General features: G+C 66.9%; 7 protein-coding genes and 2 pseudogenes. 3 read left to right on the top strand and 6 right to left on the bottom strand.

The annotated features are described in order from the left end of the window. Positions 1-45 precede the first annotated feature (45 nt). Complete coding sequence (locus tag DI526_RS16370) at positions 46-1734, bottom strand: recombinase family protein (RefSeq protein WP_304280224.1); 1689 nt, start codon at positions 1732-1734, stop codon at positions 46-48. Positions 1735-1770: 36 nt separating this feature from the next. On the opposite strand from DI526_RS16370, the pseudogene DI526_RS16365 reads away from it, so the two are divergent. Together DI526_RS16365 and DI526_RS16360 are read left to right on the top strand one after the other, a co-directional pair. Beyond that, positions 1771-2061, top strand: a pseudogene (locus DI526_RS16365) (RadC family protein); the annotation flags it as partial. Positions 2062-2314: 253 nt separating this feature from the next. Next, entirely contained in the window at positions 2315-3571 is a 1257-nt protein-coding gene (locus DI526_RS16360) for a dipeptidase (RefSeq protein ID WP_304280221.1), read from the top strand. Positions 3572-3652: 81 nt separating this feature from the next. On the opposite strand, the gene msrQ is transcribed toward DI526_RS16360, so the two are convergent. Continuing rightward, on the bottom strand, positions 3653-4309 hold the full coding sequence (gene msrQ / locus DI526_RS16355) for a protein-methionine-sulfoxide reductase heme-binding subunit MsrQ (RefSeq protein WP_304280218.1): 657 nt from the start codon (positions 4307-4309) through the stop codon (positions 3653-3655). 15 nt (positions 4310-4324) lie between these two features. Between msrQ and DI526_RS16350 the strand changes: the two are divergent. Beyond that, a pseudogene (locus DI526_RS16350) lies at positions 4325-4412 on the top strand (hypothetical protein); the annotation flags it as partial. A 45-nt stretch (positions 4413-4457) separates the two neighbouring features. Here the strand turns inward: DI526_RS16350 and msrP are convergent. From msrP to DI526_RS16330, 4 genes are all read right to left on the bottom strand, one after another. Continuing rightward, a complete protein-coding gene (gene msrP, locus DI526_RS16345; RefSeq protein ID WP_304280216.1) occupies positions 4458-5378 on the bottom strand; it encodes a protein-methionine-sulfoxide reductase catalytic subunit MsrP in 921 nt (306 codons plus the stop codon). A 72-nt stretch (positions 5379-5450) separates the two neighbouring features. Beyond that, a complete protein-coding gene (locus DI526_RS16340; RefSeq protein WP_304280214.1) occupies positions 5451-6125 on the bottom strand; it encodes a periplasmic heavy metal sensor in 675 nt (224 codons plus the stop codon). Further along, on the bottom strand, positions 6122-6577 hold the full coding sequence (locus tag DI526_RS16335) for a hypothetical protein (protein ID WP_304280212.1): 456 nt from the start codon (positions 6575-6577) through the stop codon (positions 6122-6124). Before DI526_RS16335 ends, DI526_RS16340 begins: the two co-directional genes overlap by 4 nt. 13 nt (positions 6578-6590) lie before the next feature. Then, positions 6591-7151, bottom strand: a complete 561-nt coding sequence (locus tag DI526_RS16330) for an RNA polymerase sigma factor (protein ID WP_304280209.1) — start codon at positions 7149-7151, stop codon at positions 6591-6593. Positions 7152-7156: the final 5 nt, after the last annotated feature.

The raw sequence follows: 7156 nt of genomic DNA, 5'->3' as shown, positions 1-7156 counted from the left end.
GGCTCTGGGCTATATCAGCCCCGCCGAGATGGAACGCAGAGCGGCTTAACCCCGTCCACTTTTTCGGGGGAAGATCAGGTGCTCTTTGATCCGTCGGATAAGCGGTTCAGCCAGCGCTTGTTGGTCAGCCGGCAAGTGCTGCCACAGGGGCTTTCCAAGCGCGTGAGACACGCTGTCGATGACTTGGCCTTGGGTGTCGATCCGAACACCCAGGACACCGCCCAGGAACGCGATGACAAAGACCTTCTCGCCATCGTTGGTGCGCTCGATCCGAACACTATTGATGATCGCGGAAAACGCCTGACGGAGCTTGGAACGTGCCTGTTGGCTCACCAGCGGATCATCGGACATGGCGGCTTCGCGGATGTCGTTGACGCGCCTTAGATGCTCAACGGCACCCACCTTGCCCGAGGCGCGCTCAATGTCCCCGATTGTCTGCTGAAGCTCCTCTGTGAGCCCGTCTATCTCGGTCTTGAGGTCGCGCGCCATGTCGAGCGCGTCTTGGTCGTCCTCATCGAAATTCGACATAATGCGCTTACGGCGAGCCCGCTTGTCAGCGATGACCTTTTCCAACTCAGCCCGCTTGATCTGAGCTTCGCGCAGCTCGCCCGTGACTTGGAAAAAGCGGTCGTCCATCGCGAGGTCTAGGCAGATGTCTAGGGCTGTCTGCTCGAACGCCTCATAGGCAAAATACCCTCGCTCCTCGCACCTACCCTCACCGGAAATCTGGCACCGAATGTAGGTGTATTTGACACCCTTCCTGTTGGTGCTGGACGAGAGGTAGGCCGTGTTTCCGCACTTGCCGCAGAACGTCAGCCCCGCGAACAGGTTTGAGTAACCCGACTTTGCGCGCTGGCCCTTGGTGTGTTTTCGCGACTTCTCGGCTGCTCGTGCTTTGGCGACGAGATCGGCGTCCACGATGCGCGGATAGAAGCCATGCAGCACCTTCCCCAGGAACATGCCTGCCTCGGGAACGAAGTCACCTTCAACAGCCGGATTGTTGATGAGTTGCCGGATAGCCGTGCGGCCCCAACCCGGCTTCTTTCGCCAAACACCCCAGGGCTCGACGGGTATTTCGTTCAGCCGCTTGGCGATGGTCACGGCACCGATCCCATCGGCCGACCACTGGAAGATGTCGTTGACGATCTTGATACGCTCGTCGTTCTCGATCCAGCCGTTGCACTCCGCGTTTCGCTCCAGCCAAAGGGGAACCCGACCGGCGAGGTTGGTCCAGGCGCCTTGCTTGCGTTCAGCCAAATTCCAGAGTCGCGTCTTGGCGCTGATCATGCGCTGCGATTTTTTGGCACTCTCTTCGTGGTTCTGTGCAGCACGTATGGCCGTGCCCAGGAACGTCTCAATGGTCGGGTTTGCGGTGAACACCTGACCAGTGTCAGCAAGAGCGATTTGAACGCCCTTGCTGGTTATCCCGTGAATCCAGGCCATTGCTTCCTGCACGGGGCGACGAGACAAGCGGTCCAACCGCTCAGCAAGCAGGACAGTCCCACGCGGGATTTCACCGCGTTCTACCTTCGCCGCGAACTGTCCGAGTTCGGCGTCAGGTAGCAGATGCTCGCCCTTGAAGGCTGACTTGCCTCTGTCAGTGAGGGTTCCGGTAACGGACCATCCCTTACCCTGTGCGAACTGCTCACACATGCGGGATTGCCGGGTCAGAGTGTCGCCTTGCTCCTGCTCATCGGTGGAAAAGCGACGGTAAATCAGGACGTTTGCGCTCATAAGCCGAGCCGTAACACATGTGCGCTGAATGCACACTACTTGGACAAGAAGAACCAGCTGATCGCCGACGAGGTGATGAACCGCGGCACGGTCGACCACGCGCCGGTCTATCCGCGCGAGGTGATGCGCCGGGCGCTGGAGCTCTCCAGCAGCAACCTCATCATCGTCCACAACCACCCCTCGGGCGATCCGACGCCCTCTCGCCCGGACATCGACATGACCAAGCAGATCGTCGAGGCCGGAAAAGCCCTGAAAATCGCCGTACACGATCATTTGGTGGTCGGCCGCGAGGGCGTGGCCAGCTTCAAGGCGCTCGGGCTGATGTGAGGGTTCGGGCTGGAGCTATTTCCCGCCTTCCTCGCCCTTGTGGCGAGGCCCCAGGGTTCGGCTTGGTCGCTCACTCCAGGCACAGGCGCGGCGGGCCTTGTCGCCAGATCGTCGAATGTCTGGACAGCTGAACGGTGGGTCCCAGGCACAAGGCCTGGGAAGGCGATGTTTGTGGGATTTGTCTATCCTCACGCCTTGACGCGCCCCATCCCAACCTTGAGCGTCGCGGCTTCAGTCTGTCCGGAGTCCGCCCATGCGTCGCCTGCTCACCGCTCTCCTCGGCTCGGCCGCCCTGCTCTCGACCGCCGCAGCTCCCCTTGGCGCCTGGGCCGCCGACAAGAAGGTCCCCGACAAGTCCAGCGAGGTCCCAAAGGCGATCAAGACGCTGCACGACAGCTTCCTGATCCTCGACACCCACCTCGACACCCCGACCCACTTCGGCCGCCCCGGCTGGAACATCACCGACCGCCACGAGGTCGAGCACGACTTCAGCCAGGTCGACCTGCCGCGCATGAACGAAGGCGGCCTCGATGGCGGCTTCTTCGTGATCTACACCGGCCAGGGCGACCTGACCGCCGCCGGATATGAGTACGCCCGCAACTACGCCCTGCACCGCGCGATCGAGATCCGCGAGATGCTGGCCGGGAACAAGACCGGCTTCGAGCTGGCCCTGACCTCGGACGACGCCCGGCGCATCAACAAGGCCGGCAAGAAGTTCGCCTTCGTCAGCATGGAAAACAGCTGGCCGCTGGGCGAGGACCTCACCCTCTTGACCACCTTCCACAAGGAAGGCCTGCGGATGGCTGGCCCGGTCCACTTCCGCAACAACCAGCTGGCCGACAGCTCGACCGATCCCAAGGGCAAGATCTGGAACGGCTACTCGCCGCTGGGCCTGCGCTGGCTGGCCGAGGCCAACCGCCTGGGCATCGTCATCGACGTCAGCCACGCCAGCGACGACGTCGTCGACCAGTCCCTGGCCCTGTCGAAGGTTCCGATCATCGCCTCGCACTCGGGTCCGAAGGCGATCTACAATCACCCGCGCAACCTCGACGACGCCCGGATCAAGAAGATCGCCGACGCCGGCGGCGCGGTCTGCATCAACTCGATCTACCTGACCGACACCACGCCCAGCCCCGAGCGCAAGGCCGCGCTCGACGCCCTGGGCCGCGCGCCCGACATGAAGACCGCCACGCCCGAGATGGTGAAGGCCTATGGCGACAAGCGCGCCACCATCGACAAGGCCTATCCGGCCCCGCGCGGCGACTTCGACCTCTACATGAAGAGCATGCTGCACGTGTTGAAGGTGGCCGGGCCCAAGGCCGTCTGCGTCGGCGCCGACTGGGACGGCGGCGGCGGCATGGACGGCTTCGAGGACATCACCGACCTGCCCAAGATCACCGCGCGCCTCAAGGCCGCCGGCTATAGCGACGCCGATATCGAGGCCATCTGGAGCGGCAACGTCCTGCGCATCGTCGACGCCGCCCAGGCCTACGCGAAGACGGTGAAGTAAGGCGTCGCTTCTCCTCCCCCGCTGGGGGAGGTGGCCCAGAGGGCCGGAGGGGGCAGCTCGGCTTAGGCCGGCGACGCCCCCTCAGTCGCTCCGCGACAGCTCCCCCAGAGGGGGAGCAGATTTCTTGGCGGATGATCGCCGCCCCTCCCACACCCGCCAGGCCATCAACGCCACAAACACCACGCCGTAGACGATCGGCGGCCGGTGGTCGGCCTTGACCAGCAGGTAGTAGTGGGCGACGCCCAGCGGCACGATCACGTAGACCAGCCTGTGCAGCCGGCTCCAGGCCGCGCGGCCCATGCGGATCACCCAGCCGTTGGTCGAGGTCACCGCCAGCGGGATCAGCAGGACAAAGCCCAGCATCCCCAGGGTGATGAAGGGCCGCTTGAGGATGTCCTTCCAGAGCTGGTTCCAGTCGAAGAACAGGTCGACGCCGACATAGCTGAACAGGTGCAGCACGATGTAGCTGAAGGCGAAAAGCCCGATGGTTCGCCGGAAGCGCACGAGCCTGGGCTTCTTCAGGATCCGCGCCGCCGGCGTGACGGCCAGGCCGACCAGCAGCAGCCGCAGGCCCCAGACGCCAAGCTCGCGGATCAGCCTCTCGATCGGATTGGCCCCGAGATCGCCCGTGAAGCCGCGCCAGGCCAGCCAGACCAGCGGCGCGAAGCACGCCAGCCAGACGAGGCCGTAGACGAGGTTGTCCTGAGTCTTGGAGGGGCGTTTGCGTACTGAACTCATCGCATCACCAAACGCGTGTCATCCCGGCCGGAGCGCCTTGCGCGGAGAGCCGGGACCCAGGGGGTGACCAAGCGCCGTGCGCGCCGCCCCTGGGTCCCGGATAGCCTCTGCGAGGCTTCCGGGATGACACGGAAAAAGAAAACTTCACCTAGTAGAACCGCTTCAGGTCCATGCCCCGATAGAGGTCGGCCACCCACTCGCCGTAGCCGTTGAACGGCAGGGTGTCGCGGCGGCGGAACTCGCCGATCCGGCGCTCGGTGGCCTGGGACCAGCGGGGGTGGTCCACGGCCGGATTGACGTTGGAATAGAAGCCGTACTCGCGCGGCGCCAGCCTGTTCCAGGAGGTCGCCGGCTGGTTCTCGACCAGGCTGATGCGGACGATCGACTTGATGCCCTTGAAGCCGTACTTCCACGGCACGACCAGCCGCAGCGGCGCGCCGTTCTGGTTGGGCAGGACATCGCCGTATAGCCCCACCGCCATCAGGGTCAGCGGGTGCATGGCCTCGTCGATCCGCAGACCTTCGCGATAGGGCCAGTCCAGCGTGTTCCAGGCTTGGCCGGGCATTTCGGAAGGCCGCATCACCGTCTCGAAAGCCACGAACTTGGCCTTGGAGGTCGGCTTGACCGAGGCCAGCAGGTCCTTCAGCGGAAAACCGACCCAGGGGATCACCATCGACCAGCCCTCGACGCAGCGCATCCGGTAGATGCGCTCCTCGAGCTTGTTCTGGCCGATCAGGTCCTCGATGCCGACGGTGCGCGGCGCCTCGCAGGCGCCGTCGATCCGGACCGTCCAGGGACGCGGCTTGAAGCGGCCCGACTTCTCGGCCGGATCGCCCTTGTCGACGCCGAACTCATAGAAGTTGTTGTAGGTGGTGATGTCCTTCTTGGGGGTCGGGTCTTCGGTGGTCGAAAAGCCCTTGGTGAAGGTCAGACCCGCCTGGGCTTCGCCCGCCGCGACGCCGGCCAAACCCACCCCGGCGAGCCCCGCCATCAGCGTCCGGCGCTTCAGATAGAGGCCCTGGTCGGTGACGTCGTTGTCGGTCAGGTCGGGGGCGTGGCGGATCAGCATGGAAACGCTCCGTAAGCAGCTGTCCCTACAGATACGGATGCGAGCGCCGTTTGGTTACCTGCCGGGCGAAATTCAGTTCGGTCCGGCCATCTGGCGACGCGCGGCCAAGGGCGCGTAGACCTTGGACAGCCCCTCCGCGAGGATCGCCCGCTCCTGCGGCGAGAGCGTGGCCGTGAAGGCGGACAGGGCGGCTTCGACATTGGCGCGGGCCTGCTGGTCGAGATCGCGGGCGGTCGCCAGCCGACGGCTGACCTCGGCCGGGTCGTAGCCGGGCGAGCCCAGGGCGTTCAAGGCCGCCTGCCGCTCGGCGCGGGCCTGTTGCGAAATCGGGCGATTGCGCCGGTTGGCCTCGTTCAACGCCTTGCGGAACGCTTGCCGCGTTTCGGGCGAGAGCGCGTCGCCGGCGGAGATCAGCGGCGGACGCACGGCGGCGGCGGGGGCGGTCGCGGCCTCAGGCGGCGGCGCGGACGGGATCGGCGGCGCGACGGGCGTCGGGAGCGCCTCGACCGGCGGCCGGGCGGCGTGGTGGGCGGGCCGGGGCGCTTCGGTCACGGACGCGGGGGCCCGCGAGGCGACCGGCGCGGCGCCGGACGCGGCGGGGCGCGGCGGGGCCACAGGCGACGCCACGGGAGCCGGCGACGGGGCGGTCAGGCGCACGAACGCCATGCCGGCGACGCCGCCGATCAGGAAGACGTTGATCGCCGCCGAGACGGCCAGGGCGATCATCCAGGCGCGCGATCCGTTCATAGGGCCGAGGGCTCGGCGATGGCGTCCTGCAGGGACGCATTGGTGTCGACGGCGGTGACCACGGGCTCGGCGGCGGCGGCGACCGCGACCGGCGCGGCGGCCTGGGGCGCGCGCTCGACCGCCACGCCGACGAACACACCGGCGAAGGCGGCGGCCGACAGTCCCAGGGCTGCGGAAAGCCCAGCGATCCAGCGCGGACCGGCGGCGGCCGGACGCGGCGCGGCCGCGATCAGCCGCCCCATCAGGGCGGCGTCGGGGCTTTGGGCCGGCGCCAGGTCGAGCAGGCGATCCAGCCCGGCGGCGGCGGCCAGCACCGGAGCCAGGCGCTCGGCCTCGAGCGCCAGCAGGGCGCGCGCGGCCTCGCGCTCGCCTTCCGGCCAGCGGGCGATCTCGCCGCCATAGATCTCGGCCAGGTCCTCGAACCGTTCGATGGCCATCCCTGGCGACATCATGACCCCGTCTCCTTCATCCGCCCGCCCCGCGCAGGTCCGCCAGCGACGCCTTCAGCGCCCGACGTCCGCGTCCCAGTAGGCTTTCCAGGGCCTCGACGCTGATCTCCATCAGCGCCGCGGCCTCGATATTGCCCAGGCCTTGGTGGTGGCACAGCACGATCGCCTCGCGCTGGCGCGCCGGCAAGGCCGCCAGCGCCGCCTCGACCCGCCGCGAAAGCTCCGCCCCCATCAAGCCCGCGTCCGGCGCAGGTCCGGTGTCGACCTGCTCGGGCGGTGCGTCGGTCGCGATCTCGCGCCGACGCCGCAGCCGATCGTAGCACAGGTTCAGCGCCACCCGGTGCAGCCAGGTGTCGAACCGCGCCGCGCCGGGCTTCCAGGCCCGGGCTTGCTTCCAAGCCCGCAGAAACGTCTCCTGCGCCACGTCCTCGGCCTCGCCCGGATCGTTCAGCATCCGCCTGGCCAGGGCGAGGATGCGCGGCAGGCGCCGGTCCAGCAGCTGCCGCACCGCGGCGGGCTCGCCTCGGCTCACCCCCGCCAGCAGGACCTCGTCGGGATCGTTCCCGTCGGACGCCAAGCTTC

It is taken from the genome of Caulobacter segnis (assembly GCF_003243465.1).
Lineage (GTDB): Bacteria > Pseudomonadota > Alphaproteobacteria > Caulobacterales > Caulobacteraceae > Caulobacter > Caulobacter segnis_A.
This window is presented reverse-complemented; position numbering and strand designations above follow the sequence as displayed.